23 protein-coding genes are annotated in these 24,023 nt (G+C 72.2%); 11 read left to right on the forward strand and 12 right to left on the reverse strand.

All coding sequences use genetic code 11. The features are described from left to right. Nucleotides 1–9: 9 nt before the first annotated feature. The 4 genes from AC3EUJ_RS01595 (at nt 10) to AC3EUJ_RS01610 (ending at nt 2,644) form a co-directional block, all read left to right on the forward strand. On the forward strand, nt 10–981 hold the full coding sequence (locus tag AC3EUJ_RS01595; RefSeq protein ID WP_431959019.1) for an NAD(P)H-quinone oxidoreductase: 972 nt from the start codon (nt 10–12) through the stop codon (nt 979–981). Nucleotides 982–1,057: 76 nt separating this feature from the next. After that, a complete protein-coding gene (locus AC3EUJ_RS01600; RefSeq protein ID WP_431959020.1) occupies nt 1,058–1,414 on the forward strand; it encodes a hypothetical protein in 357 nt (118 codons plus the stop codon). Nucleotides 1,415–1,453: 39 nt separating this feature from the next. Beyond that, complete coding sequence (locus AC3EUJ_RS01605; RefSeq protein WP_431959021.1) at nt 1,454–2,023, forward strand: PadR family transcriptional regulator; 570 nt, start codon at nt 1,454–1,456, stop codon at nt 2,021–2,023. 57 nt (nt 2,024–2,080) lie between these two features. After that, entirely contained in the window at nt 2,081–2,644 is a 564-nt protein-coding gene (locus AC3EUJ_RS01610; protein ID WP_431959022.1) for a bacterial proteasome activator family protein, read from the forward strand. 127 nt (nt 2,645–2,771) lie between these two features. Here AC3EUJ_RS01610 and AC3EUJ_RS01615 read toward each other — a convergent pair whose 3' ends face one another. Then, nucleotides 2,772–4,517 (reverse strand): Stk1 family PASTA domain-containing Ser/Thr kinase, encoded by a 1,746-nt coding sequence (locus AC3EUJ_RS01615; RefSeq protein WP_431959023.1) that lies wholly within the window; start codon nt 4,515–4,517, stop codon nt 2,772–2,774. A gap of 236 nt (nt 4,518–4,753) precedes the next feature. On the opposite strand from AC3EUJ_RS01615, the gene AC3EUJ_RS01620 reads away from it, so the two are divergent. Further along, nucleotides 4,754–6,316 (forward strand): protein kinase domain-containing protein, encoded by a 1,563-nt coding sequence (locus AC3EUJ_RS01620; protein ID WP_431959024.1) that lies wholly within the window; start codon nt 4,754–4,756, stop codon nt 6,314–6,316. 8 nt (nt 6,317–6,324) lie between these two features. Here AC3EUJ_RS01620 and AC3EUJ_RS01625 read toward each other — a convergent pair whose 3' ends face one another. The 3 genes from AC3EUJ_RS01625 to AC3EUJ_RS01635 all read right to left on the reverse strand — a co-directional run bounded on the left by AC3EUJ_RS01625 (nt 6,325) and on the right by AC3EUJ_RS01635 (nt 8,610). After that, nucleotides 6,325–7,356 carry a phosphotransferase gene (locus AC3EUJ_RS01625; RefSeq protein ID WP_431959224.1) on the reverse strand — a complete coding sequence of 344 codons (1,032 nt, stop codon included), beginning with the start codon at nt 7,354–7,356 and terminating at the stop codon, nt 6,325–6,327. Further along, complete coding sequence (locus tag AC3EUJ_RS01630; RefSeq protein ID WP_431959025.1) at nt 7,350–7,718, reverse strand: pyridoxamine 5'-phosphate oxidase family protein; 369 nt, start codon at nt 7,716–7,718, stop codon at nt 7,350–7,352. Before AC3EUJ_RS01630 ends, AC3EUJ_RS01625 begins: the two co-directional genes overlap by 7 nt. Before the next feature lie 91 nt (nt 7,719–7,809). Further along, on the reverse strand, nt 7,810–8,610 hold the full coding sequence (locus AC3EUJ_RS01635; RefSeq protein ID WP_431959226.1) for a carbon-nitrogen family hydrolase: 801 nt from the start codon (nt 8,608–8,610) through the stop codon (nt 7,810–7,812). Nucleotides 8,611–8,742: 132 nt separating this feature from the next. Between AC3EUJ_RS01635 and AC3EUJ_RS01640 the strand changes: the two genes are divergently transcribed. Next, nucleotides 8,743–9,573, forward strand: coding sequence for a maleylpyruvate isomerase family mycothiol-dependent enzyme (locus tag AC3EUJ_RS01640; RefSeq protein ID WP_431959026.1), 831 nt, complete (start codon nt 8,743–8,745; stop codon nt 9,571–9,573). Between the two features lie 15 nt (nt 9,574–9,588). Here AC3EUJ_RS01640 and AC3EUJ_RS01645 read toward each other — a convergent pair whose 3' ends face one another. The 3 genes from AC3EUJ_RS01645 to AC3EUJ_RS01655 all read right to left on the reverse strand — a co-directional run bounded on the left by AC3EUJ_RS01645 (nt 9,589) and on the right by AC3EUJ_RS01655 (nt 12,395). Continuing rightward, entirely contained in the window at nt 9,589–10,893 is a 1,305-nt protein-coding gene (locus AC3EUJ_RS01645) for an MFS transporter (RefSeq protein ID WP_431959027.1), read from the reverse strand. After that, entirely contained in the window at nt 10,893–11,573 is a 681-nt protein-coding gene (locus tag AC3EUJ_RS01650; RefSeq protein ID WP_431959028.1) for a GntR family transcriptional regulator, read from the reverse strand. The genes AC3EUJ_RS01645 and AC3EUJ_RS01650 overlap by 1 nt, the downstream gene beginning before the upstream one ends. Nucleotides 11,574–11,681: 108 nt before the next feature. Further along, complete coding sequence (locus tag AC3EUJ_RS01655) at nt 11,682–12,395, reverse strand: response regulator (protein WP_431959029.1); 714 nt, start codon at nt 12,393–12,395, stop codon at nt 11,682–11,684. Nucleotides 12,396–12,703: 308 nt separating this feature from the next. Here AC3EUJ_RS01655 and pdhA point away from each other — a divergent pair, with 308 nt between their 5' ends. The 4 genes from pdhA to AC3EUJ_RS01675 all read left to right on the forward strand — a co-directional run bounded on the left by pdhA (nt 12,704) and on the right by AC3EUJ_RS01675 (nt 16,591). Further along, complete coding sequence (gene pdhA, locus AC3EUJ_RS01660; protein WP_431959030.1) at nt 12,704–13,855, forward strand: pyruvate dehydrogenase (acetyl-transferring) E1 component subunit alpha; 1,152 nt, start codon at nt 12,704–12,706, stop codon at nt 13,853–13,855. A gap of 2 nt (nt 13,856–13,857) precedes the next feature. Then, nucleotides 13,858–14,832 carry an alpha-ketoacid dehydrogenase subunit beta gene (locus AC3EUJ_RS01665; RefSeq protein WP_431959031.1) on the forward strand — a complete coding sequence of 325 codons (975 nt, stop codon included), beginning with the start codon at nt 13,858–13,860 and terminating at the stop codon, nt 14,830–14,832. Between the two features lie 52 nt (nt 14,833–14,884). After that, nucleotides 14,885–16,291, forward strand: coding sequence for a dihydrolipoamide acetyltransferase family protein (locus AC3EUJ_RS01670; protein WP_431959227.1), 1,407 nt, complete (start codon nt 14,885–14,887; stop codon nt 16,289–16,291). Nucleotides 16,292–16,396: 105 nt separating this feature from the next. Next, nucleotides 16,397–16,591: a hypothetical protein gene (locus tag AC3EUJ_RS01675; protein WP_431959032.1), complete on the forward strand. Its 195-nt coding sequence runs from the start codon at nt 16,397–16,399 to the stop codon at nt 16,589–16,591. Between the two features lie 28 nt (nt 16,592–16,619). Here the strand turns inward: AC3EUJ_RS01675 and AC3EUJ_RS01680 are convergent, their stop codons facing one another. Further along, nucleotides 16,620–17,339 carry a hypothetical protein gene (locus AC3EUJ_RS01680; RefSeq protein WP_431959033.1) on the reverse strand — a complete coding sequence of 240 codons (720 nt, stop codon included), beginning with the start codon at nt 17,337–17,339 and terminating at the stop codon, nt 16,620–16,622. A 72-nt stretch (nt 17,340–17,411) separates the two neighbouring features. On the opposite strand from AC3EUJ_RS01680, the gene AC3EUJ_RS01685 reads away from it, so the two are divergent. Then, nucleotides 17,412–19,229, forward strand: a complete 1,818-nt coding sequence (locus AC3EUJ_RS01685; protein ID WP_431959034.1) for an NHL domain-containing thioredoxin family protein — start codon at nt 17,412–17,414, stop codon at nt 19,227–19,229. A gap of 16 nt (nt 19,230–19,245) precedes the next feature. On the opposite strand, the gene AC3EUJ_RS01690 is transcribed toward AC3EUJ_RS01685, so the two are convergent. The 4 genes from AC3EUJ_RS01690 to AC3EUJ_RS01705 form a co-directional block, all read right to left on the reverse strand. Then, on the reverse strand, nt 19,246–19,467 hold the full coding sequence (locus tag AC3EUJ_RS01690; RefSeq protein WP_431959035.1) for a hypothetical protein: 222 nt from the start codon (nt 19,465–19,467) through the stop codon (nt 19,246–19,248). A 131-nt stretch (nt 19,468–19,598) separates the two neighbouring features. Then, a complete protein-coding gene (locus tag AC3EUJ_RS01695) occupies nt 19,599–20,888 on the reverse strand; it encodes a M18 family aminopeptidase (RefSeq protein ID WP_431959036.1) in 1,290 nt (429 codons plus the stop codon). 95 nt (nt 20,889–20,983) lie between these two features. Then, nucleotides 20,984–22,813, reverse strand: coding sequence for an acyl-CoA dehydrogenase (locus tag AC3EUJ_RS01700; RefSeq protein WP_431959037.1), 1,830 nt, complete (start codon nt 22,811–22,813; stop codon nt 20,984–20,986). 110 nt (nt 22,814–22,923) lie between these two features. Beyond that, nucleotides 22,924–24,000 (reverse strand): AI-2E family transporter, encoded by a 1,077-nt coding sequence (locus tag AC3EUJ_RS01705; RefSeq protein WP_431959038.1) that lies wholly within the window; start codon nt 23,998–24,000, stop codon nt 22,924–22,926. Nucleotides 24,001–24,023 lie beyond the last annotated feature (23 nt).

The raw sequence follows: 24,023 nt of genomic DNA on the forward strand, positions 1-24,023 counted from the left end.
GTCGGCCCCATGCATGCGATCACCATCCCCGAACCCGGCGGCCCCGACGCGCTCGTCTGGGCCGAGGTCCCCGATCCCGTACCCTCCGAGGGCGAGGTGCTGGTCGAGGTCGTCGCGACCGCCGTCAACCGTGCCGACCTGCTGCAACGGCAAGGCTTCTACGACCCGCCGCCCGGCGCGTCCCCCTACCCGGGCCTGGAGTGCTCGGGGCGTGTCGCCGCCCTCGGCCCGGGGACCGCCGGCTGGAGCGTGGGCGACGAGGTGTGCGCGCTGCTCGCGGGCGGCGGCTACGCCGGGAAGGTCGCCGTCCCGGCCGGGCAGCTGCTGCCGGTGCCCAAGGGCGTGGGGCTCGTCGAGGCCGCGGCGCTGCCGGAGGTCGTCTGCACCGTCTGGTCCAATGTCTTCATGATCGCCCACTTGCGTCCCGGCGAGACGCTGCTGGTGCACGGCGGTTCCAGCGGCATCGGCACGATGGCGATCCAGCTGGCCAAGGCAGTCGGTGCCAGGGTCGCGGTCACCGCGGGCAGCGAGGACAAGCTCGCGAAGTGCCGGGAGCTGGGCGCGGACCTCGGGATCAACTACCGGGAGCAGGACTTCACGGCCGAGGTGCGGGAGGCGTTCGGCGGCGCCGACGTCATCCTCGACATCATGGGCGCGAAGTATTTGGGCCGGAATGTCGACGCCCTCGCGGTCAACGGCCGGCTGGCCGTGATCGGGCTCCAGGGCGGCGTCAAGGGGGAGCTCGACCTCGGCAAGATGCTGAACAAGCGGGCCGCGATCACCGCGACCTCGCTGCGCGGACGGCCGCTGGAGGAGAAGGCGGCCATCGTGGCGGCGGTGCGGGAGCACGTCTGGCCGCTGCTGGAGTCCGGCGTGGTGCGCCCGGTGGTGGACCGCGCGCTGCCGATGCGCGAGGCGGCCGAGGCACACCGGCTGGTCGAGGCCGGTAGCCACGTCGGCAAGGTGCTGCTCACGATCTGAACGACGCTCCGGACGGTCGGCAGGGCACCGCGGGGCACGACTGGCCGCCCGTGACTCCCCGTGTGACGCTGGAAGCATGGAGTTGCGGAAGGTGGTCGTTGCGGCGACGGTGACCGGGCTCGCCCTCCTGGTCACCGGCGCGGGCACGCCGCCCCCGCCCCACTCGGCGGCGTCCTCCGGGCCCGCAGGCAGCGCGGCCGGCGAGGGGCGCAGGCACCCCGGCCGGGCGGAGCCGCCGCAGACCCCGGAGGGCGGTGGCGACCGGCCCTCCGCGCCCGTCCCCGTCCACGTCGAGGAGCCGCAGGACCAGGGCCCGGCCGCCGGCCAGGTGCCCGTGGGACGGGTGCTGGAGGTGCTGCCGCTCGGTGCGGGGCTGGTGCTGATCGGGCTGGGCCTGGGTTTCCTCGGCCTGCGGCTGCGCCGTGGCCGCTGAACTTGCCGGGCCCCTGCATACTCGGTATACGTTCGCCCCATGTCCATCCGACACGGCTTACTGGCCCTGCTGGAGGCGGGGCCCCGGTACGGCTACCAGCTGCGTACCGAGTTCGAGTCGCGCACCGGGTCGACCTGGCCGCTCAACGTCGGCCAGGTGTACACCACGCTGGGCCGGCTGGAGCGCGACGGCCTGGTGGCCCCCGCGGGTGAGGACGGGGCGGGACACGCCCTGTACGCCCTCACCGACGCGGGCCGCGCCGAACTGCACGCGTGGCTGGGGCGTCCCGTGGACCGGGCGAGCCCGCCCCGCGACGAACCGGCGATCAAAGTGGCGATGGCCCTCTGCTCCCCGGGGACCGATCCGGCGGCGGTCGTCGAGGCGCAGCGCGAACACACCTCGGCCGTGGTGCGGGAGTGGAAGCGGCTGCGGGACCGGGCCGAGGAAGGCGGACCCGCCGGCCCGGAGGAACTGGCCAGGCTGTTCGTGCTGGAACGGCTGGTCCTCGCGGCGGAGGCCGAACTGCGCTGGCTCGCCCGCTGCGCCGGCCGGCTGGCGCCCCTTCGTACCGAGGCACCGGCCGCGGACGAGGGCCGCCGGGAGGGGTAGCGAGCCGCGGTGGGGGGCACAAATCCCGGAGAGGCGCCGGTGCGAGACAATGGCGGCATGGAGATGCCGATGAACGAACGGTCGCAGGAGAGCCCGCAGGTCCTGGTCGTCGGCCCGGACGGGATGGCCCTCGGCGGCGGCGGACACGCCGGCCGCGCCGGAGAAGGCGACGAGCAGCGCGAGGTCCCCGTGACGGAGATGGTCGAACAGCCCGCGAAGGTCATGCGCATCGGCAGCATGATCAAGCAGCTCCTGGAAGAGGTGAAGGCGGCGCCCCTGGACGAGGCGAGCCGGGCGCGCCTGAAGGAGATCCACCACAGCTCCGTGAAGGAGCTGGAGGCGGGGCTCGCCCCCGAGCTGGTCGAGGAGCTGGAGCGGCTCTCGCTGCCCTTCGCCGAGGACGGCGTGCCGAGCGACGCCGAGCTGCGGATCGCCCAGGCGCAGCTGGTGGGATGGCTGGAGGGCCTCTTCCACGGCATCCAGACCGCCCTGTTCGCACAGCAGATGGCCGCCCGTGCCCAGCTGGAGCAGATGCGCCGCGCGCTGCCGCCCGGTGTGGGCCACGAGGGCGACGAGGAGGGGCACGCCCCGGGTGGGGCGCGCAACGGCCCGTATCTGTGAGCGGGCGGCACCGGGACGGTACGTACGCGTAGGTACAGACGGCGGGGACCGGTGGGGTCACCCGCCGTCCGTCGTATCCGCGGGGGCGCCGACGGTGACCGGGGCGGCCGGGCGCCTGCCGGTGGCGTCAGCCGCCCTGGCCGGTGGAGACCCAGATGGTGACCTTGTCCTTCTCCGGCCTGAACGCGCTGTAGGTCTTGGGCTTCTGGTCGACGACCGCGCCCTTCCCGTAGATCTGCTCGTTGCGGTACTTGACCTCGTAGTCCCAACCGGCCGCGTCCATGCAGGACTTGACCGAGTCGACGTACTTGGTGAAGAAGTCCGGCATCACCACGGAGTCCGGGTCGTCGTCCTGGTAGCTCTTGGTCGCCTCGGTGCAGCGCGAGGCGTCGATGGTGCGGGTCTGGTCGGCCTGGCTGACGCCCGGCGCGGGTTCGTCCCCCGCCGGCTGCGTCTCCTCGCGAGGGGTGGCGGGGGCGCTGTTCCGGGAGTCGTAGGTCGGGGTGCCGCCGGTGCCCCCGGTACCGCCCTTGTCGCCCATCGACATCGCGATGACGATCACCACGACCACCGCGATCGCGGCGACCGTGGCGCCGAGGGCGACGACCGCCGTCGAGACGCCGCCGCCCCTGCGGCCGCCACCCGCCGGGGCGCCCGGGCGCATCGTGTAGGGCGGGGTGGAGTGCTGCGGCACGGCCTGCGGGTGCGGCTGGTGGGGCGCGTGCGAGGCGTGTGCGTGCTGCGGGTAGCCGTAGGCCGGGCCGGGGCCGGGCGGCGGCGTGTGCGCGGGGCTGCCCTGGGCGGCGGTGCCCCAGTGCTGCTGGGGTCGCGGGTACGGAGCCGGAGCCGGGGCCTGGTACGGGGTCTGCACGTTCGGCGCCGGGGTGCGCAAGTCCCCCTGCACCGGCGGGAAGACCGCGGAGGAGACCTCCTCGCCGCGGCCGCGCGGGCGCGGTCCGCCGCCGATGATCAGCGGCGTGGCGCCGGCGCCGTGCCCCGGCGCGGCGACCCGCTCCGCCTCGTCGCGCATGGCGTCGGCGGTGGGGAAGCGCTCGGCGGGGTTCTTCCGCAGCGCCCGCGCGACGAGCGCGTCGACGCCCGGCTGCACCGCCCTGTTGAGCGCCGACGGCGCCGGTGGCAGTTCCTGGACGTGCTGGTAGGCGATGGCCAGCGGGGAGTCGCCGTCGAACGGCAGCCGCCCGGTGAGCAGCTCGAAGAGCAGGCAGCCCACCGAGTACAGGTCGGAGCGCTCGTCCACGCCCCGTCCCAGCGCCTGTTCCGGCGACAGGTACTGCGGGGTGCCGACCACCATGCCGGTCTGCGTCATCGACGAGACGCCGGACTGCATCGCACGGGCGATGCCGAAGTCCATCACCTTCACCACGCCGCGCTTGGTGAGCATCACGTTGCCCGGCTTGATGTCCCGGTGGACCAGGCCCATGCTGTGGCTCTCGGAGAGCGCCGCGAGCACGTCCCCGGTGATCTTCAGGGCCTTCTCGGTGGGCATCGCGCCGAACCGCGCGACGTCCTCGTCGAGCACCTCGCGCAGCGGCTTGCCCTCGACGTACTCCATGACGATGTACGGCACGAGCGAGCCGTCGACGGTGTCCTCGCCGGAGTCGAAGACCGAGACGATGTTGGTGTGGTTGAGCTTGGCGACGGCCTGCGCCTCACGCCGGAACCGCTCGCGGAACGACTGTTCCCGGCCGAGGTCCGTGTGCAGCGTCTTGACGGCCACCGGCCGGTCCAGCACTGTGTCGTGTGCCAGGTGCACGGCGGCCATGCCACCCTGTCCCAGCAGATCGCGGAACACGTAGCGACCGTTACCGACCGAACGCCCCGAATGAGTGCCCCGCGTGCCGTCCCCGCTCATCCGTACCCGTCCCCTTGACGTTCCCCCTGGGCGCACCGCGCGTACGCACAAGACAGTTGTCCCGACCCTGACCGCCCAGTCTGCCCGACGGCCTGGGCAGGTCAAGTTCGTTGACCTGTTCGTCACCGGATGCATATGAATCCCCTCACCGGTGGCACGGGAGCGCGGCCGTCGCGGAACGCGGTAGCGTGGTGCGCTGGAGGACCCTGTACGGCGACGATCGACGGCGAGGACTGATGGCACAGACGACAGCCGCCGGGGGCCCTGACGAGCCCTCTGCCGACGGCCGGGGCGTGCCCGACTCGCCCGAGCAGTGGGGTGCCGGAGGCCTGGTCGGCGACGGCCGCTACCGGCTGACCCGGCGCCTGGGACGCGGCGGAATGGCCGAGGTCTTCGCGGCGGAGGACGTGCGCCTGGGGCGGACGGTGGCCGTGAAGCTGCTCCGCTCCGATCTCGCCGAGGACCCGGTCTCCAAGGCCCGTTTCACACGCGAGGCGCAGTCGGTCGCCGGGCTCAACCACCACGCGGTGGTGGCGGTGTACGACTCGGGTGAGGACGTCACGCCGGGCGGCACCGTGCCGTACATCGTGATGGAGCTCGTCGAGGGCCGCACCATCCGCGACCTGCTGCTGGGCTCCGACGAGCCGCCGCCGGTGGACCAGGCGCTCATCATCGTCTCGGGCGTGCTGGAGGCGCTGGCCTACAGCCACGCGCACGGCATCGTCCACCGGGACATCAAGCCGGCGAACGTGATCATCACCAAGACCGGCGCGGTGAAGGTGATGGACTTCGGCATCGCGCGGGCGCTGCACGGCGCCTCGACCACGATGACGCAGACCGGCATGGTCATGGGCACCCCGCAGTACCTGTCGCCGGAGCAGGCGCTCGGCAAGACGGTCGACACCCGGTCCGACCTGTACGCGACGGGCTGCCTGCTCTACGAACTGCTCGCGCTGCGGCCGCCGTTCACCGGTGAGACGCCGCTGTCGGTGGTCTACCAGCACGTCCAGGACGAGCCGCGCCCGCCCTCCGAGCTCAGCGACCGGGTGCCGCCGGAGCTGGACGGGCTGGTGCTGCACGCGCTCGCCAAGCACCCGGACGACCGCTTCCAGACCGCCGAGGAGATGCGCGGCGTCGTCCAGTACGCGCTGAACATGCTGAGCGAGCGCGGCGGTCACACCGGCACCTGGAACACCGGTTACGTGCCCGCGGTGAACGCCGCCCCGACCGCGCCGATGGGCGTCCCCCCGCAGTACGGGCAGAGCCCGCACACCACCGCGGAGTTGCAGCCGCCCCTGCTGCTCGGCCCGCCCGGCGGTGACGGCGGCGGCCACGGCTACGACGACGGGAGGCCCCCGCACGGCGGCGGCCGCTGGGTGAAGCCGGCGCTGTTCGTGGTCGCGGCGGTGCTCGCGGTCGCGCTCGGCATCTACTTCGCCGTCTCCCACACCGGCGACAAGACGCCCCCGGCGGAGAAGGTGACGCCCACTCGGTCGCAGCCGCAGAAGCCGACCTCGCAGCCGACCCAGGACGACACCACGGGCGGTACGCAGGACAGCACCGGCAGCGTCTCGGAGCAGCCGACGTACCGCTCGACGCCCTCCTACACGCAGCCGACCACCAAGGCCCCCCCGACCTCCGAGGCGCCGACCAAGGAGCCGAGCGCCCCGGCCACCTCCGCGCCGCCCACGCCGACGCCGACCGCCTCCGAGACCGGCGGGACCGAGGGCGCCTCCGGGGAGGCGTCCGGTGGCACGGCCGGCACCGCGGGAGCGGACGGCGGCCTCACGGGCGGCTGACCGCCGGGTCAGCCCGTGAAGGCCCCCAGCACGGCCTCGTACGCCGCGGTCCACCAGACGACCAGGGCGGACGAGGCCGGGAAGAGGGGGTCGGTCCTGCGGTCGTCGAGGACGTAGCGCCAGCGCAGCATCCAGAAGTCGTTGAGCCGTTCCCACCACACCCGGTGCACGGCCGCGGCCAGTTCGTCCCCGGGCACACCCGCGGCGCCGCGGTAGGCCCGGGCGTACGCGCGGATCTTGTCCAGGTCCAGGGTGCCCCCGGGCCGCACGAAGAAGATCACGGCGGCCCGTACCGCCTCCTCGGCGCGCGGCTGCACGCCGAGCCGGTCCCAGTCGACGATGGCGACGGGTTCGTCCTCGCGGTAGAGCAGGTTGAGCGGGTGGAAGTCGCCGTGCACCCAGCCGGACACCGGGCCCGCGGCGTCGGGCGGGCGGCGGTGGGCGTGACGTTCCAGCAGGGCACGGCGCTCCAGCAGCCGGTGCTCGGCCAGCTCGTCGAAGGTCTCGCGCGGCGCGCTGGCGCGCACCCGCCGCAGCAGCGCGCTGATCAGCGCATAGGTCAGTTCGGGGTCGGCGCTGGCGTGCCGGACCGGCTCGGGGGCGGGCTGCACCTGGGCCAGGGTGGTGTGGACGAGACCGAGCAGCGCGCCCAGGCGGCGGGAGTCGGCGGTGGTGAGTTCGCCGCCCTCGCGGTGCCGGCCCTCCACCCACGGGTACAGCGCGAAGCAGCGGCCGCCGACCACGGCGACGGTGCGGCCGTCGGCGTCGGGCACCGGTGGGGCGACCGGCAGGCCCACCTCGTCCAGCCGCTGGGTCGCGCGGTGCTGGCGGGCGATGACGGAGGAGTCGGAGGTGGCGCTGTCGACGTACAGCTTGAGGAAGTAGCGGCCCTGGGTGGTGGCCAGCCGGAATCCCCGGTTCAGCAGGCCCTGGGCAACGGGTTCGCAGGACAGCGGGGCGCCGGCGTCCGTGTATCGGCGCAGCAGGGTGTCCAGTGTCCCGGCGGAGGGCGGCGCCGTCGCCGAACTCCCGATCACCAGGCAGATGCTAGATCATTCCGGTGGTGGACTCGCGGGTCGAGCCGTACGTACACATGGCCCGGCTCCCGGCTTGTATCGTTTTGATGATCTGTGCCGAAGAGCGCCTGTTGTGCCGTCGACGGGTGGAAGGCGCGCGCCGTGCCGAGGAACTGCACCGCCCAGCCCGCTTCGAGGTCGTCCGCCTGGTAGGCCACGACAGTGCCGTCCACGCCCCATGAGCGGTCGGTACGGATCAGCACGGAGCCGTCGGCGACGACGTGCCGTGCCACGGCGATGTACGGCAGGGCCCCCCGCGTCAGCGCCAGCCGCCCGTACCGCACCCTTTCCAGCAGCGCCAGCGCAGCGCGCCCCTCGAATTCCATGGGAACCACCTTGCCGGGCCCGCCCCCTGGAGGCGCAGAGCACTCCGCCCCCACCTCCGGGGCCGATGGTCCCTGATGGGGCCATACCGCCTCAACCGGCCGAATCCGGTACCGGCAGGCCCAGTACGCGGTCGCGCAGCACCGGGAAGTCCGCCCGCGTCTTCGCCACGAGGCCGGGGTCGAGGTCGGCGGTGAGGATCTCCTCCCCGGGTCCCGCCTCGGCGACGACGGCGCCCCAGGGGTCGACGACGACGCTGTGCCCGGCCAGTTCCACCCCGGCGTGGGTTCCCGCGGTGCCGCAGGCCAGCACGTAGGACTGTGCCTCGATCGCGCGGGCCCGGGCCAGCAGCGTCCAGTGCTCACGGCGCCGCGCGGGCCAGCCGGCCGGGACGACCATGACCGTGGCGCCCGCGTCGACGAGCAGCCGGAACTGCTCGGGGAAACGCAGGTCGTAGCAGGTGGCCAGGCCTACGGGGACGCCCTGGACGTCGGTGGTGACGATGCGGTCGCCACCGCTCATGAGCACGGCCTCGCCCTGGTCGAAGCCGAAACGGTGGATCTTGCGGTAGGTCTCGCGCAGTGCGCCGTCGGGCGAGAAGAGCAGCGAGGTGTTGTACAGCGCGCCGTCGGCGGCGCGCTCGACGATCGACCCCGCGTGCAGCCACACGCCCGCGTCGAGCGCGGCGGCGCTCATGACCTCCGCGGTGGGGCCATGGAGCGGCTCGGCCTCTGGCTGGAAAAGATCGGCGGCAAAGGCCCCGACGGGCCACAGTTCGGGCAGGACGACCAGGTCCGACCCGGCCTGTCCGCGGACGAGCGAGGCGACCCGTTCGCGCCTGGCGTCCACCGCTTCGCCGGGGTCGACGTCGATCTGGAGCAGGGAAACGCGCACAGTACCACCGCCCATGAGTTCGGCACGTTCTTGCGGGCCTACGATCGTCACACGAAAGCACTCCCGTGGTGTCACTGCGCAGCGTAATTTAAGGCGCACACCACGACCGCGCACCGACCGTCGAGGGGTCCCGTGACCGGCACCGTCCACAGCCAGATCCAGCCGTACATCGACGCCTGGACCCACTCCATAGAATCCATAGCCGAGTTGGTCCGCCCCGTTCCGGCGGGCGCCTGGAACCGGCCGACCGCGTGTCCCTACTGGTCCGTGCGCGACGTCGTGTCGCACGTGATCGCCTTCGAGTGCGAGCTGCTCGGCGATCCCCGGCCGATCCACACGCTCCCCAGCGACCTGCGGCACATGACCACGGAGCACGCCCGTTACGTGGAGGTGCCGGTCGACAAGCGGCGGCACCACACCCCGCCCGAGGTGGTCGGCGAGCTCGACTACACGATCATCCGCCGTGCCCGTCAGCTGCGGAACGAGACCCGTGATGCGCAGGACACCGTCCGCGGGCCCATGGGCCGGGAGATGACCCTCGAGGAGCTGCTGAAGTGGCGGGTCTTCGACGTGTGGGTGCACGAGCAGGACCTGCGCCGGGCGCTGGGCGAGCCCGGCAACCTCGACTCGCCGGGCGCGCCCGTCGCCCGGGACCACATCCTCTCCCAGCTGCCGAAGGTGGTCGCCGAGCGCGCGGGCGCCCCCGCGGGCTCCGCCGTGGTGTTCGACGTCCACGGCGAGCTGGAGTTCATGCGGACCGTCCGGGTCGACAACGACGGCAACGGCACGATCGACGGCAGCGTCTCGCTCGGCCCCGCGGTCACGCTGACCCTGGACTGGGAGACCTTCGTCCGGCTGACCTGCGGCCGCACGCGCGCGCACGCGGTGGCGGACCGGCTGAAGATCGAGGGCGACCAGGCGCTCGCCGAGGCGATCCTGGCGAACATCGCCGTCACGGATTGACGCCGGGGGGAGCGTTCATGTCCCGGCGGGGACGTGGACGCTCTCGACGCGGCTGACGGCGATGCGCTGCCGCTCCAGCCGCGCCGCCCGGCCACGCAGCCGCAGGATCTGGACCAGGCCCAGCGCCTGCAGGACGAAGACGCTGCTCCAGGCCACCCGGTAGTCGCCGCCGCTGGCGTCCAGCAGGACGCCGATGGCGAGCAGCGTGGCCATCGAGGCGGTGAAGCCGCCGATGTTGACGATGCCGGAGGCCGTGCCGAAGCGCTCGGGCGGGTTCGCCGGGCGGGCGAAGTCGAAGCCGATCATCGACGCCGGCCCGCAGGTGCCCAGCACGACGCAGAGCAGCACGAGCAGCCACAGCGGGGCGTGGTCCGCGGGCCAGACCAGGACCACCGCCCACATCACCGCGGTCGCCCCGACCACGCCCAGGGTGAGCGGCATCCGGGCGCCGTGGTGGCGGCCGATGATCTGGCCGAAGAGCATCCCGAAGACCATGTTGGCGATCACCACCACCGTCAGCAGGGTGCCCGCGGTCTCGCGGGACAGCCCCTGGTCCTCGACCAGGTACGGCAGTCCCCACAGCAGCAGGAAGACCATCCCGGAGAACTGGGTGGTGAAGTGCGTCCACATCCCCAGCCGGGTGCCGGGCTCCCGCCAGGCGGCGGCGAGCTGCCGCTTCACGTAACCGCGCCCGGGGTGCTCGGCGGGCGCCGGCTCGAAGCCCTCGGGGTGGTCCTTCATGAAGGCCAGCACCAGGACGAGGACGAGCGCGCCGCCCAGTGCCGTGCCGACGAAGGTGGAGGTCCAGCCCGCGGAGTGCAGCAGCCGGGCGAGCAGCACGGTGCTCAGCAGGTTGCCCGCCACGCCGAACAGCGCGGCGCCCTGCGCGATCATCGGCCCGCGGCGGGCCGGGAACCAGCGGGAGCCCAGCCGCAGCACGCTCACGAAGGTCATGGCGTCGCCGCAGCCCAGCACCGCGCGGGCGGCCAGGGCCGTGCCGTACGCGTGGGAGAGGGCGAAGCCGAGCTGGCCCGCGGTGAACAAGGCGATGCCGATGCTCAGCACTCTCTTGGTGCCGAGGCGGTCGACCATCAGGCCCACGGGTATCTGCATGCCCGCGTAGACCAGCACCTGCAGGATCGAGAAGGTGGACAGCGCCGAGGCGCCGATGTGGAAGCGCTCCGCGGCGTCGATCCCGGCGACGCCGAGGCTGGTGCGGTGCACGACCGCGACCATGTAGACGAGGGTGCCGATGCTCCAGACGGCGACCGCCCTGGCGCCGCCGGGGGGTTCACCGGTCGGGGTGCCGATCGTTGCCATCACTCCCCCCGGGCCAGATGGCTCACCCAGCCGACGTGCCGTTCGACCAGCGCGGCCGCCATGGGGGCGTCCCCGGCGCGCAACGCCGCGAGGATCTCGGTGTGTTCGGCGACGTTCTTGGCGATACGGCCCGGCTCGGCGTGCATCGTCGCGACGCCCATACGTAGCTGACGGTCTCTCAACTGGTCGTACAGCTGGGACAGGATGCGGTTGCCCGCGGCGCGCACGATCTCGGCGTGGAAGCAGCGGTCGGCCCCCGCGAAGGCGGCCAGGTCACCCGCCGCGGCGTGGCCGCGCTGCTCGTCCAGCAACTCCTCCAGGCGGGTCAGCAGCCGCTCAGGGGCGGGCACCACCTTCATCACCGCGTGGCGCTCCACCAGCAGCCGGGTCTCCACGACGTCCGCGATCTCCTGCGCGGAGACCGGCAGCACCAGGGCGCCCTTCTTCGGGTAGAGCTTCAGCAGTCCCTCGGCCTCCAGGCGCAGCAGGGCCTCCCGCACCGGGGTGCGCGAGACGCCCACCGCCTCGGCCAGTTCGCCCTCGCTCAGGAGGGTGCCGCCCTCGTAGCGGCGGTCGAGCACCGCCTGCTTGACGTGCGTGTAGACCCGCTCGGCGGCGGGCGGCTGCTTGGCGGCCGGCTCGGCGGTGGTGCCGGCGGTCGCGACGGGGCTTCGGGACATGATGCGCACATCATAGATACAAGACGTATGCACGGACAGTCCGCGTCCGGCATACGGACTGGTACGTGGGTCGCCCGCGCCCGGTTCCGGCGGTCGGATCCCGGACGGTCAGTTGCCCGGCGGCCGGGATCCTGACGGTCCCGGTCCCGCCCCGGTGTCCGGGTTCGTGCCGCCGCCGCTGCGCAGCCGGGCGACGTAGGCGGCGGCCTGGGTGCGCCGCTGCATCCCGAGCTTGGCGAGCAGGGAGGAGACGTAGTTCTTGACCGTCTTCTCGGCGAGGTGCAGCCGGTCGCCGATCTGCCGGTTGGTGAGGCCCTCGCCGATGAGGTCGAGGATCCGCTTCTCCTGGTCGGTCAGGTCGGCGAGGCGGCCCTGCTGGCGTTCCCCGCCGCCGCGCAGCCGCTCCAGGACGCGCGCGGTGGCGACCGGGTCCAGCAGCGACCGGCCCCCGGCGACGTCCCGCACGGCGCCCACCAGGTCGCTGGCCCGGATGTCCTTGAGCACGTAGCCCGACGCGCCCGCCATGATCGCGTCGAAGAGGGCCTCGTCGTCCGCGTAGGAGGTGAGCATCAGGCACGCGATCCCGGGCTGGGAGGAACGGATCTCCCGGCACACCTCCACCCCGCTGCCGTCCGGCAGGCGGACGTCGAGCACCGCCACGTCGGGTCGCACGGCCGGGATCCGGGCGAGCGCCTCGGCGGCCGTACCGGCCTCGCCGACGACCTCCATCCCGTCCTCGGCGGAGAGCAGCTCGTGGACCCCGCGCCGGACGACTTCATGGTCGTCCAGTAGGAAAACCGTGATTACCGACTTTTCGGTCACAAGTTCAGCGTTGCACACACGACCCGCGTCGACCTCTTACGAAGAATCGATCCTCGGGATACCGTGCCGTTGTCCCGGTGGCCTGCGAGAACGCCCATTTACTAGGAAATCAAACAAAACCGCAGGTAGAACACCCTTCGCGCGGAAGCGGGAGGTGTGGGTAACGTTCACTTCGCAGGGCTGCCTGCCGGGTCACCAACACTCCCGGCTCGGCCGTGCCGCACACACCCCGTGCGCCGCGACGAGTCGGGCAGGAGCCGCACTGGCCGCCGGCGGATCCCGGGGGCCGGACAGACGGAGGAGCAAGCGTGAGCGTGAAAAGCACTGCCGCGAAGCCCCGTACGCCCCGTACGGGCACGCGCGGTGGAGCGAAGCGCCGTGAGGGCGAGCCGGAGCTGGTACAGCTCCTGACCCCCGAGGGCGAGCGCGTCCAGCACAGTGAGTACTCCATCGACCTGAGCCCCGAAGAACTGCGCGGTCTGTACCGGGACATGGTCCTGACCCGCCGGTTCGACGCGGAGGCGACGTCCTTGCAGCGGCAGGGCGAGCTGGGTCTGTGGGCGTCGCTGCTGGGCCAGGAGGCCGCACAGATCGGCTCGGGACGGGCCACCAGGCCGGACGACTACGTCTTCCCCACCTACCGCGAGCACGGCGTCGCCTGGTGCCGCGGGGTGGACCCGGTCAACCTGCTCGGCATGTTCCGCGGGGTGAACCACGGCGGCTGGGACCCGAACGAGAACAACTTCCAGCTGTACACGATCGTGATCGGCTCCCAGACGCTGCACGCGACCGGCTACGCGATGGGCATCAGCAAGGACGGCGCCGACTCCGCCGTCATCGCCTACTTCGGCGACGGTGCCTCCAGCCAGGGCGATGTCGCGGAGGCCTTCACCTTCGCCGCCGTCTACAACGCTCCCGTGGTCTTCTTCTGCCAGAACAACCAGTGGGCGATCTCCGAGCCCACCGAGAAGCAGAGCCGCGTCCCGATCTACCAGCGCGCCGCCGGCTTCGGCTTCCCCGGCGTGCGGGTCGACGGCAACGACGTCCTGGCGGTCCTCGCGGTCACCCGCGCCGCCCTGGAGCACGCCCGCTCCGGCCAGGGCCCGATGCTCGTCGAGGCCTTCACCTACCGCATGGGCGCCCACACCACCTCCGACGACCCCACCCGCTACCGCCTCGACGAGGAGCGCGAGCAGTGGGAGCACAAGGACCCGATCCTGCGGCTGCGCAGCTACCTGGAGAAGGACGGCATCGCCGACGAGGCCTTCTTCGCCGGTGTCGAGGAGGAGAGCGAGGCGCTCGGCAAGCGGGTCCGCGAGGCCGTGCGCGCCATGCCCGACCCCGACCCCATGTCGATCTTCGAGAACATCTACGCCGACGGACACGCCCTCGTCGACGAGGAGCGCGCCCAGTTCGCCGCGTACCAGGCGTCGTTCGCGGACAGCACGGAGGGTCACTGACCATGGCAACGATGACCATCGCCAAGGCCCTCAACGAGGCGCTGCGCAAGTCCCTGGAGACCGACCCCAAGGTCGTCCTCATGGGTGAGGACATCGGCAAGCTCGGCGGCGTCTTCCGGATCACCGACGGCCTGCAGAAGGACTTCGGCGAGCAGCGGGTGATCGACACCCCGCTCGCGGAGTCCGGCATCGTCGGCACCGCGATCGGCCTGGCCCTGCGCGGCTACCGCCCCGTCGTGGAGATCCAGTTCGACGGCTTCGTCTTCCCCGCGTACGACCAGATCGTCACCCAGCTCGCCAAGATGCACGCGCGCGCCCTGGGCAAGATCAAGCTCCCGGTCGTCATCCGCATCCCCTACGGCGGCGGCATCGGCGCCGTCGAGCACCACAGCGAGTCGCCCGAGGCGTACTTCGCGCACACCGCCGGACTCAAGGTCGTCTCCCCGTCGACCCCGCAGGACGCCTACTGGATGCTGCAGCAGGCGATCCACTCCGACGACCCGGTGATCTTCTTCGAGCCCAAGCGCCGCTACTGGGACAAGGGCGAGGTCGACACCGACGGCATCCCCGCCCCGCTCCACAAGGCGCGCACGCTCCTGGAGGGCACCGACCTCACCCTGGCCGCGTACGGCCCGATGGTGAAGGTGTGCCTGGAAGCGGCCGCCGCGGCCGCCGAGGAGGGCCGTAGCCTGGAGGTCGTGGACCTGAGGTCGCTGTCCCCGCTGGACTTCGACGCCGTACAGGCGTCGGTGGAGAAGACCCGCCGCCTGGTCGTCGTGCACGAAGCGCCGGTGCAGCTCGGCATGGGCGCGGAGATCGCGGCCCGCATCACCGAGCGGTGCTTCTACCACCTCGAGGCCCCCGTGCTGCGGGTCGGCGGCTTCCACGCCCCGTACCCGCCGGCCCGGGTGGAGGAGGAGTACCTGCCCGGCCTGGACCGGGTTCTGGACGCCGTCGACCGCTCGCTGGCGTTCTGAGGAGAGGGTTGTGACGACAGTGGCAGCACCGCAGCGCTTCCGTGAGTTCAAGATGCCGGACGTCGGCGAGGGACTGACCGAGGCCGAGATCCTCAAGTGGTACGTCAAGCCCGGCGACACCGTCACCGACGGCCAGGTGGTCTGCGAGGTGGAGACCGCCAAGGCCGCGGTCGAGCTTCCGATCCCGTTCGACGGGGTGGTGCACGAACTGCGCTTCCCCGAGGGCGAGACCGTCGACGTCGGCACCGTGATCATCGCCGTCGACACCGGCGAGGGCGACGCCGGTGAACCGGCCGCCGAGGCCGCCCCGGAGCCGGCCGCCGCGCCGGCCCCCGCCGCGGAGCCGGCGCAGAAGCGGCAGCCCGTGCTGGTCGGCTACGGCGTCGCGGCCTCGTCGACCAAGCGCCGGCCCCGCAAGCAGCCCGCCGTGCCGGCGCAGACCGGTGCCCAGCAGGCCGTCCAGGACGAGCTGAACGGTCACGCCCCGGTGCCGGCCGCCGCGCCGGTGGCCGCCGCCCCGGCCCAGGCGGCTCCCGCCGGGTTCGCCCCCGCCGAGGTCCGCCCGCTGGCCAAGCCGCCGGTGCGCAAGCTCGCCAAGGACCTGGGCGTGGACCTGGCCACGGTCACCCCGACCGGGCCGCAGGGCACGATCACCCGCGAGGACGTCCAGAGGGCGCTGGCCCCGGCCGCCCCCGCGCAGGCCCCCGCCGCCACCGAGGCGGTAGCGGCTCCCGCCGCCCCGGCCCCCGCCGCGGGCGCGCTGGAGACCCGCGTCCCGATCAAGGGCGTCCGCAAGGCGACGGCCGCGGCCATGGTCGCCAGCGCCTTCACCGCGCCGCACGTGACCGAGTTCGTCACCTTCGACATCACCCGGACCATGCGGCTCGTCCAGGAGCTGAAGACCGACCCGGCCTTCGTCGGGCTCAAGGTCAGCCCGCTGCTGCTGGTCGCCAAGGCCCTGCTGGTCGCGATCCGCCGCAACCCGGAGATCAACGCCGCCTGGGACGAGGCCAACCAGGAGATCGTCCACAAGGGCTACGTCAACCTGGGCATCGCCGCGGCCACCCCGCGCGGCCTGATCGTCCCCAACATCAAGGACGCCCAGGCCAAGACCCTGCCCGAACTGGCTGCCGCGCTCGGTGACCTGGTCGCCACGGCCCGTGAGGGCAAGACCTCGCCGGCCGACATGCAGGGCGGCACGATCACCATCACCAACGTCGGCGTCTTCGGCGTCGACACGGGCACGCCCATCCTCAATCCCGGGGAGTCCGCGATCCTCGCCTTCGGCGCGGTCAAGGAGCTGCCCTGGGTCCACAAGGGCAAGGTCAAGCCCCGTCAGGTCACCACGCTCGCGCTCTCCTTCGACCACCGCCTGGTCGACGGCGAGCTCGGCTCCAAGTTCCTCGCCGACGTCGCGGCGGTCCTGGAGTACCCCAAGCGCCTGATCACCTGGGCCTGATCCGCCCCAGGCACGGCAACGCGAAGGGCCCGGACGTTTGTACGTCCGGGCCCTTCCCGCGCGTGTCGCCCCCACCCCGGCCGCGATTTGTGTCGTCATACGGCCATGGCGGTATCCATCTCCGTGGTCCTGCTCCTGATCGTGATCACGCTCATCCTGCTCCGGGCGAAGTCGCTGAAGCTCTCCCACGCGATCCTGTGCGTCCTCCTCGGCTTCTGCCTCGCCAGTTCCAGCCTCGCCCCCACCATCCATTCCGGCCTCGTCGCCACCACGGACGCCGTGAGCGACCTGCGCCCCTGAGCCCGAAGTCCTCGCGGGCGGGCGTGCCTCAGTCGCCGACCTGGTGTTCCACGCGGTGCCGGATGTACGCGTCCGGGTGGGAGCGGGCCAGCGCCACCGCCGTGTCCACCAGAGCGTGCAGCTCCGGCGGGTAGGCCGACTTCCGGAGCGGCAGACCCGGCAGGATGCAGCGCCGGACCTCGAGTTGTTCGTTGCCCACGAACTCGCGCAGGGCGGCCTCGTTCCACTCGGCCACCACGGCCCGCGCGCCGTCGGTCCCGGCCCTGTCGACGGAGCCCGGGTCCGCCGCCCGTACGTGGGGCATCCGCAGCGGCAGGGCCGACCAGTACCAGGCCCGAGCGGCGCCCGCCCGCTCATGGTCCGTGCCCGTCCGCAGGTAACCGAGCAGCGCCTTGCGCACACGCGCGTATCCGAACGCGTTCAGCGCGGGCTCGACGAACTGGCGGTTGAAGCTGGGGTCGGGATCGTGGACGGCTGCCCTGAGCAGCGCGTCGAAGGACTCCTCGGAGAGGGCCGTGCCCCGTAGGCAGGCCGTGCGCAGGGCCGTCCGAGCGCGATTCCTCCAGGTTCGCCGAGCGTCGCCCCCCGGTCCGGGACCGACGTCGAGCCCGAGGCTCCGGACCACCTCCGCCAGGCACGCCTCGAACGCCTCCTCCCGGGCTTCCGTACGTCCCGGCAGCGCCATGAAGACCTGTGGCTCCGCCGCTGCCGCCCCACTGCCCGTCGCCCCGTTCCCGTCCGCAGCCAACCGTCGCTCCCCTGTCGCAGGCCCTGTCATACGCGTGATCCGGCGCTCCCGTCCGGATGGCACCCTTGAAGCATGAACGATTCCGCATCCGTGTCCTCCCCCAAACCCCGTCGTGCCCGTGTCCGCGCCCCTGAGCTCGTCGGCAAGGGCGGCTGGATCAACACCGGCGGCAAGGACCTCACCCTCGCGGACCTGCGGGGCAAATGCGTCATCGTTGATTTTTGGACCTTCTGCTGCATCAATTGCCTGCACGTCCTCGACGAGCTGCGCGAGCTGGAGGAGAAGCACCGCGACACCGTGGTGATCGTCGGCGTGCACTCGCCGAAGTTCGTGCACGAGGCGGAGCACCAGTCGGTCGTGGACGCCGTGGAGCGGTACGGGGTGCACCACCCGGTGCTGGACGACCCGGAACTCACGACGTGGAAGCAGTACGCCGTGCGCGCCTGGCCCACGCTGACCGTGATCGACCCGGAGGGGTACGTCGTCGCCCAGCACTCCGGGGAGGGGCACGCGCACGCGCTGGAGGCGCTGGTCACCGAGCTGGAGGCGGAGCACGCGGCGAAGGGGACGCTGCGCCGCGGGGACGGCCCGTATGTGCCGCCCGAGCCGGTGGCCACCGATCTGCGGTTCCCGGGGAAGGCGCTGCGGCTGCCGTCGGGGAACCTGCTGGTGTCGGACTCGACCCGGCACCAGCTGGTGGAGATTGAGCCGGACGGGGAGACCGTCGTGCGGCGGATCGGTGCGCCGGGGGACTTCAGCGAGCCGCAGGGGCTGGCGTCGCTGCCGGACGGCACCGTGGTCGTCGCGGACACCGTGAACCACCGGCTGCGGACGTTCGACCCGGAGAGCGGGGCCCTGGAGACGGTGGCCGGCACCGGGAAGCAGTGGTGGCAGGGGTCGGCGACCTCGGGCCCGGCGCTGGGCACCGACCTGTCGTCGCCGTGGGACGTGGCGTGGTGGGACGGCAAGGTGTGGATCGCCATGGCGGGCGTCCACCAGCTGTGGACGTACGACCCGGCGGACGGGACGGTCGCGGTGGCGGCCGGGACGACCAATGAGGGCTTGGTCGACGGGCCTGCGGAGCAGGCGTGGTTCGCGCAGCCGTCGGGGCTGGCGGCGGCCGGGGAGCGGTTGTGGGTCGCGGACTCCGAGACGAGCGCGCTGCGCTGGGTGGAGCGGGCCGGGGACGGCGCGGGGTACGTGGTGCGCACCGCCGTCGGCACGGGGCTGTTCGACTTCGGTCACCGTGACGGTGCCGCGGAGCAGGCGCTGCTGCAGCATCCGCTGGGGGTGACCGCGCTGCCGGACGGGTCGGTCGCGGTGAGCGACACCTACAACCACGCGCTGCGCCGCTTCGACCCGGCGACCGGCGAGGTCAGCACGCTCGCCACGGACCTGCGGGAGCCGTCGGGCGCGGTGCTGGACGGCGCGGAGATCGTGGTGGTGGAGTCCGCCCGCCACCGGTTGACGCGGCTGCGCCTGCCGGAGGAGGCGGTGCGGGTCGAGGGCGCGGCGCACCGTACGCGGCGGCCCGCGACGGATGTGGCGCCGGGGCCGCTGCGGCTGGACGTGGTGTTCTCCGCCCCGGCCGGCCAGAAGCTCGACGAGCGCTACGGCCCGTCGACGCGGCTGCTGGTCAGCGCGACGCCGCCGGAGCTGCTGCTGGCGGGGGCCGGCAAGGGTACGGACCTCTTCCGCGACGTCGTCCTGAACGGCGACGTCGGCGAGGGGGTGCTCCACGTGTCGGCGATGGCCGCGTCGTGTGACGACGACCCGGACAACGAGTTCCCCGCCTGCCATGTGCACCAGCAGGACTGGGGTGTCCCCGTCCGGCTGACCGCCGTGGGGGACACCCGGCTCGCGCTGGTGCTCGCCGGGATGGACGGCTGACGCTCCCGCAGCTCCGTCACGCGTGCGGGTAGTTGCGGGCGCGTTCGTCCATCACCGGCATCGGCTCCACGACCCGGCGCTTCTTGAAGATGCTGATGTACGCGGCCAGGCCGATGACGCCCACCGCCATCATGATCAGACCGACCAGGTCCAGGTTGACCCCGGCCATGTGCCAGTCGGTCGCGAAGGTGAGGATGGCCCCCACCGCGATCAGGCCGATGCAACCGCCGATGCCCATGATGTCCGCCTCCGAACGGGGTTGGCTCTACGGACTCGTAGAACCCGTGTACCCGGGGGCGGGCATCTCATGACAGCGAACCGCCCGTGAAGTCCGCTCACCGGCAGCGGACTTCACGGGCGGGGTGGGAATCAGCCCTCCAGGAACGCCTTCAGCGCGCCGGCCAGCAGGTACGGGTCGTCGGCGCCGCACAGTTCGCGCGCGGAGTGCATCGACAGGATCGGCACGCCGACATCCACGGTGGTGATGCCGTGCCGGGCGGCGGTGATGGGGCCGATGGTGGTGCCGCAGGGCATGGCGTTGTTGGAGACGAAGGACTGCCAGGGCACGCCGGCCCGCTCGCAGGCAGCGGCGAAGATGCCGCGGCCGGTGCCGTCGGTGGAGTAGCGCTGGCTGACGTTGACCTTCAGGATCGGGCCGCCGTTGGGCACCGGGCGGTGCGTCGGGTCGTGCTTCTCCGTGTAGTTGGGGTGGACGGCGTGTCCGGTGTCGGCGGAGACGCACACGGTGCCGGCGAAGGCCCGGGCGCGGTCCTCGTAGCTGCCGCCGCGGGCGAAGACGGAGCGCTCCAGGACGTTGCCGAGCAGCGGCCCGGCGGCGCCGGTGTCGGACTCGCTGCCGGTCTCTTCGTGGTCGAAGGCGGCCAGGACGGGGATGTACGGCAGGCCGGGCCGGGCGGCGGCGGCCAGGGCGGCGGTGCCGGCGTGCACGGAGAGCAGGTTGTCGAGCCGGCCCGCGGTCAGGAACTCGCGGTCGCGGCCGAGGTAGGCGGGCGGCTGGACGTCGTGGGTCATCAGGTCCCAGCCGACGACGTCGGCGGCGGCGACGCCGCTCTCCTCCGCGAGGAACGCGATCAGGGCGCCCTCGTCGACCTCGCCGAGGCCCCAGACGGGCTGCATGTGGCGCTGCTTGTCGAGCTTGAGGCCGCTGTCGTTGACACCGCGGTCGAGGTGGACGGCGAGCTGCGGCACTCGCAGCAGCGGCCGGTCGACGTGGACCAGCGTCGTCGTGCCGTCGCGCAGCACCAGCCGGCCGGACAGGCCCAGATCGCGGTCGAGCCAGGTGTTGAGGAGGGCGCCGCCGTAGATCTCGACGGCGACCTGGCGCCACCCGAAGGAGCCCGAGTCGGGACGGGGCTTGACGCGCAGGTTGGTGGAGTCGGTGTGTGCGCCGACCACCCGGAAGGGGGTGGCGGGTCCGGCGCCCTCGGGCACGTACCAGGCGATGATCGCGCCGCCCCGCAGCACGTACTTGCCGCCCGCCTCGGCGCCCCACGCCTCGGTCTCGGCCACCTGCTGGAATCCGGCCTTCTCCAGGCGCTCGGCGGCGCTCGCGACCGCGTGGTACTGCGACGGGCTGGCGGTGAGGAAGGCTGCGAGGTCGTCGGTGTGGCCGCGGCCGAAGTGGGGCTGAGGGTTCATGCTTCAAGCATAAGGAGGCGCGGCGGCCCGCTCCTCGTCGGAGGAGCGGGCCGTCGTTGCCGTATCGGTCCCGGCCGGAACCGGTCAGGACCGGGTCAGAACGCCTCTTCGGGCAGGTCCATGATGTCGAGGGTGACGCCGTCGGCGACGGACCGCGCGACGGAGACCTGCGGCAGGACCTCGGCGGCGAAGTGCTTCGCGGCGGCGATCTTGCCGGTGTAGAAGGCCGTGTCCTTGGCGGAGGCGCCGGCGGCCAGCTTCTCGGCGGCGACGGCGGCGCCCTTGAGCAGCAGGTAGCCGACGACGACGTCACCGGAGGCGAGCAGCAGGCGGGTGGTGTTCAGGCCCACCTTGTAGATGGACTTCACGTCCTGCTCGGTGGCGGCGAGGTCGGTCAGCATCTTGCCGACGATGGCCTCCAGGTCCACGGCGGCCTTGGCGAGCTGCTCGCGGGCGCCGGCGAGTTCCTCGCCGCCGGTGGCCTCGGCGAGGAACTTCTTGATCTCCTCGGAGAGGGCGGTCAGCGCGGCGCCCTGGTTGCGGACGATCTTCCGGAAGAAGTAGTCCTGGCCCTGGATCGCCGTGGTGCCCTCGTAGAGGGTGTCGATCTTGGCGTCGCGGATGTACTGCTCGATCGGGTACTCCTGCAGGAAGCCGGAGCCGCCGAAGATCTGCAGGGACTGGGCGAGCTGCTCGTAGCCCCGCTCGGAGCCGTAGCCCTTGACGATCGGCAGGAGCAGGTCGTTGAGCGCCTCGAGGCCCTTGGTCTCCTCGCCGGCCGCCTCGGCGACGGCGATCGCGTCCTGGACGGAGGCAGTGTGGAGGACCAGGGCGCGCATGCCCTCGGCGTAGGCCTTCTGCGTCAGCAGGGAGCGGCGCACGTCGGGGTGGTGGGTGATGGTGACCTTGGGCGCGCTCTTGTCCATGAACTGCGCGAGGTCCGGGCCCTGCACGCGCTCCTTGGCGTACTCCAGCGCGTTGAGGTAGCCGGTGGAGAGGGTGGAGATCGCCTTCGTGCCGACCATCATGCGGGCGAACTCGATGATGCGGAACATCTGGCGGATGCCGTCGTGTTTGTCGCCGATCAGCCAGCCCTTGGCGGGGTGCTTGTCGCCGAAGGTCATCTCGCAGGTGTTGGAGGCCTTCAGGCCCATCTTGTGCTCGACGTTCGTGGCGTAGACGCCGTTGCGCTCGCCCAGCTCGCCGGTCTCGAAGTCGAAGAGGTACTTCGGGACGAGGAAGAGGGACAGGCCCTTGGTGCCGGGGCCGGCGCCCTCGGGGCGGGCGAGGACGTAGTGGAGGATGTTCTCCTCCAGGTCGTGCTCGCCGGAGGTGATGAAGCGCTTCACGCCCTCGATGTGCCAGGAGCCGTCCTCTTGCTCGACGGCCTTGGTGCGGCCGGCGCCCACGTCCGAGCCGGCGTCCGGCTCGGTGAGCACCATGGTGGAGCCCCAGGTCTTCTCGACCGCGATCCCGGCGATCCTCTTCTGGACCTCGTTGCCCTCCTCGAAGAGGATGCGGGCGAAGGCCGGGCCGGAGGAGTACATCCACAGGGCCGGGTTGGAGCCGAGGATCAGCTCCGCGTACGACCAGATCAGGGACGGCGGGGCGGTGGTGCCGCCGATGCCCTCGGGCAGGCCCAGGCGCCAGTACTCGGAGGCCATGAAGGCCTTGTAGCTCTTCTTGAAGGAGTCCGGCACCGGCGCGGTGCTGGTCGCCGGGTCGAAGACCGGCGGGTTGCGGTCGGCGTCCGCGAAGGAGTCGGCGAGCTCGTTCTCCGCGAGGCGTGCGACCTCGGACAGGATGTCCTTGGCGGTCTCGGCGTCCATCTCGGCGAACGGGCCGGTCCCGTACAGCTTGTCGCGTCCGAGGACCTCGAAGAGGTTGAACTCGATGTCGCGAAGGTTTGACTTGTAGTGGCCCATGGCGACGGCTCCGTCGGGGTCGGTCGGACGGCGGGATGGGTTCGCAGTCCTCGCAGCTTTATCACTTACCAGTCGGTAATGATGCTACCCGTCGGTAATAAAAACAACCCCTATCCGGCCGGATGTGACGGAGGACCTTCGGCTTCCGGAGGGACATCCGGCTCCCGGGGGTGGAGTTCGTCCAGGGCCCCGATGGCGGCGGCCGTGATCGGCACCGCGAGCAGCATCCCGAGGATGCCCGCCAGGCTCGCCCCCGCGGTGATCGCCAGCAGTACCACGGCCGGGTGCATGTGCACCGTGCGGCTCTGCACCATGGGCTGCAGGATGTGCCCCTCCAGCACCTGTACGGCCAGCACCACCCCCAGGGCCCACAGGCCGATCACCCACCCCCGGTCGGCGAGGGCGACGAGCACGGACACCGCCCCCGAGATGAACGCCCCCAGGTACGGGATGTAGGCGCCGATGAAGACGAGCGCGGCCAAGCCCACTGCCCCCGGCACGCGCAGGATCAGCAGGCCGATGCCGATGAGCGTGGCGTCGATCAGCGCGATCACCGTCGTGCCCCGCATGAAGCCCTGGACGGCGGTGAAGGCGCGGCGCGCGATCCGCTCCAGCAGGGGCCCGCTGCCGCGCGGCGCCGCGTTCCGCAGCAGGGAGGGGAAGCGGGCGCCGTCGCGCAGGAAGAAGAAGGTCAGCAGCAGCGCCAGCACGGCGGTCGCGATGGCCTGGCCCACGAGGCTGAGCCCGGACCACACGCCGGAGGCCGCGCGGGCGCCGTACTTGGTGGCGAAGGACTTGAGGCTGTCGATGGTGTCGTTCAGCGAGGTCCCCGGCGCGCCCAGGCGCGGCAGCACCTTCTGGGCCGCTTCCTTGAGCGATGCCACGATCTCGTCGCCGGTCTGCAGCAGGCTCTGCACGAGGATGAAGCCCGCCCCCGCCACGAAGACGAGCAGTGCCGCGCAGGTCAGCGCGGCGGCCAGCGACCGCTGCACCTTGACGGCCCGCAGCCGCCGGTGGAGCGGGCCCAGCAGGGCGCTGCCCAGCAGGGCCAGCAGGACGGGCGTGACCACGGCCGCGAAGGTGACGATCAGCCAGACGGCGAGCGCGCCCACACCGGCCACCAGCAGCACGACGGCGCACCACGCGGCCGTCCGTCGCGCGGAGGCCGGCAGAAGGGGCGCGTCCACCCGGCCAGCGGATCACGTGGACG

This window comes from Actinacidiphila sp. bgisy160 (assembly GCF_057707815.1).

Bases quoted from the DNA above. Each gene is read 5' to 3' on its own strand.
- AC3EUJ_RS01595 (WP_431959019.1), top strand. From the start codon at position 10: ATGCATGCGATCACCATCCCCGAACCCGGCGGCCCCGACGCGCTCGTC.
- AC3EUJ_RS01600 (WP_431959020.1), top strand. From the start codon at position 1,058: ATGGAGTTGCGGAAGGTGGTCGTTGCGGCGACGGTGACCGGGCTCGCC.
- AC3EUJ_RS01605 (WP_431959021.1), top strand. From the start codon at position 1,454: ATGTCCATCCGACACGGCTTACTGGCCCTGCTGGAGGCGGGGCCCCGG.
- AC3EUJ_RS01610 (WP_431959022.1), top strand. From the start codon at position 2,081: ATGGAGATGCCGATGAACGAACGGTCGCAGGAGAGCCCGCAGGTCCTG.
- AC3EUJ_RS01615 (WP_431959023.1), bottom strand. From the start codon at position 4,517: ATGAGCGGGGACGGCACGCGGGGCACTCATTCGGGGCGTTCGGTCGGT.
- AC3EUJ_RS01620 (WP_431959024.1), top strand. From the start codon at position 4,754: ATGGCACAGACGACAGCCGCCGGGGGCCCTGACGAGCCCTCTGCCGAC.
- AC3EUJ_RS01630 (WP_431959025.1), bottom strand. From the start codon at position 7,718: ATGGAATTCGAGGGGCGCGCTGCGCTGGCGCTGCTGGAAAGGGTGCGG.
- AC3EUJ_RS01645 (WP_431959027.1), bottom strand. From the start codon at position 10,893: ATGGCAACGATCGGCACCCCGACCGGTGAACCCCCCGGCGGCGCCAGG.
- AC3EUJ_RS01650 (WP_431959028.1), bottom strand. From the start codon at position 11,573: ATGTCCCGAAGCCCCGTCGCGACCGCCGGCACCACCGCCGAGCCGGCC.
- AC3EUJ_RS01665 (WP_431959031.1), top strand. From the start codon at position 13,858: ATGGCAACGATGACCATCGCCAAGGCCCTCAACGAGGCGCTGCGCAAG.
- AC3EUJ_RS01670 (WP_431959227.1), top strand. From the start codon at position 14,885: ATGCCGGACGTCGGCGAGGGACTGACCGAGGCCGAGATCCTCAAGTGG.
- AC3EUJ_RS01675 (WP_431959032.1), top strand. From the start codon at position 16,397: ATGGCGGTATCCATCTCCGTGGTCCTGCTCCTGATCGTGATCACGCTC.
- AC3EUJ_RS01685 (WP_431959034.1), top strand. From the start codon at position 17,412: ATGAACGATTCCGCATCCGTGTCCTCCCCCAAACCCCGTCGTGCCCGT.
- AC3EUJ_RS01690 (WP_431959035.1), bottom strand. From the start codon at position 19,467: ATGGGCATCGGCGGTTGCATCGGCCTGATCGCGGTGGGGGCCATCCTC.
- AC3EUJ_RS01695 (WP_431959036.1), bottom strand. From the start codon at position 20,888: ATGAACCCTCAGCCCCACTTCGGCCGCGGCCACACCGACGACCTCGCA.
- AC3EUJ_RS01700 (WP_431959037.1), bottom strand. From the start codon at position 22,813: ATGGGCCACTACAAGTCAAACCTTCGCGACATCGAGTTCAACCTCTTC.